At 33.5% G+C, this 1,618-nt stretch carries 1 protein-coding gene and 1 pseudogene; both read right to left on the reverse strand.

Annotation, left to right across the window (positions count from 1 at the left end):
• Positions 1 to 233: 233 nt before the first annotated feature.
• Entirely contained in the window at positions 234 to 1,244 is a 1,011-nt protein-coding gene (locus MTBBW1_RS13590) for a PD-(D/E)XK nuclease family transposase (RefSeq protein ID WP_080804315.1), read from the reverse strand.
• 160 nt (positions 1,245 to 1,404) lie between these two features.
• Positions 1,405 to 1,618: pseudogene (locus tag MTBBW1_RS13595) on the reverse strand (hypothetical protein); the annotation flags it as partial.

A 1,618-nucleotide genomic window follows, 5' to 3' on the forward strand; every position in this document is an offset into this window, starting at 1 on the left:
CCCGTAAGAGGCTCTTTATTGCCCAGTCAAACCTTATTACACGATTGTGGTTTGATAAATCTGTCATATCAATATCCTCTTTAAATTATTTTGTAATTATTCCCATCCTATGGCAACGACATTAAGCATAATATCATCTATTTGATCCTACCCCGGTAATAGGTTCAATATTGTATGTATTTCTGATATGTTTTTAGAAAAAGTTGTTTTTGCAATAAATTGTCTACCTGTAATCAATTCAGCTTTTTTATCTCTTCAATTGCCAAGCCTGTAAATTCAGAAATTTTATCAATGGATTGACCTTTTTTAAGCATTTGGCTTGCAACGGTTTTCAAACCCTTTTCAATTCCTATTTTTTCACCCTTTTCAATTCCTATTTTTTCACCCTTTTCAATCCCTATCTTTTCACCCTTTTCAATCCCTATCTTTTCACCTTTTTCAATCCCTATCTTTTCACCTTTTTCAATCCCTATCTTCTCACCATCCTCTTTAGCCGTTGTAATCATATCTCTCTCACGAACAAGATTTACTATATAACGTTCATAATCAGCCTTTTCAGATTTATTCATATGGATATAGGATAGCTTCTCTTTTGCTTTATCAATATTTTTGGACTTAAAATCATCCCTTACCTGTTCATTTTTTATCATGTATATCCATTCATCAATATATCTTTTGATGATATCCTGAAATTTATAAATCTGAATAAAATAGTACTCAGGAAAGATATCTTTATCCACAAATTTATACTTTGACTCCAATCCATCCATTACCTCAATCTTTTCTTTGATCTTCAATGGATTGCCTGTGTTCATCCCTATGAATTGGGTTGTGCCTTTATAGAGATAGTCATCCCCGGTGCCGAAGTTGAAATAGAGGATACTTATGGAGATCACCTTGCTGATATTTTTAAAGTCTTCACCAAGTCTTAAATTATCAACAATAACCTTTGATGTGCCAAATAGGAGCCGCTCTAAATAGTCCCTTTCACGGGTGTTTTGAATCTCAATGATGATTTTACGTTTATGGCTATCCTCAACCATTAAATCCACGCGGTTAAATTTATCATCCTCCTGTTTCTGGTTGCCTTCACTCTCAAGGATGTTTAAAACTTTTATGTTTTCATCTTCAAGCAGAGCACAAAGGAATCCTTCAAGAACATCAAAATTGGCTTTATCCCGCAAAAGGCTCTTTATTGCCCAGTCAAACCTTATTACACGATTGTGGTCTGAAAAATCTGTCATATCAATATCCTCTTTAGATTATTTTGTAATTATTCCCATCCTATGGCAACGACATTAATGCCATGATTTTGCACTGCCTTAATCTGATATGAAGGATGCCGTATTTCTGATATATTTTTAGAATAAAAGTTTATTTTTGCAATAAATTGTCTATCTGTAATCAATTCAGCTTTTTTATATCTTCAATTGCCAAGCCTGTAAATTCAGAAATTTTATCAATGGATTCACCTTTTTTAAGCATTTGGCTTGCAACGGTTTTCAAACCTTTTTCCATCCCTATTTTTTCACCTTTTTCCATCCCTATCTTCTCACCTTTTTCAATCCCTATCTTTTCACCTTTTTCAATCCCTATCTTCTCACCATCCTCTTTAGCA

It is taken from the genome of Desulfamplus magnetovallimortis, from assembly GCF_900170035.1.
In the GTDB taxonomy this organism is placed as follows: domain Bacteria; phylum Desulfobacterota; class Desulfobacteria; order Desulfobacterales; family Desulfobacteraceae; genus Desulfamplus; species Desulfamplus magnetovallimortis.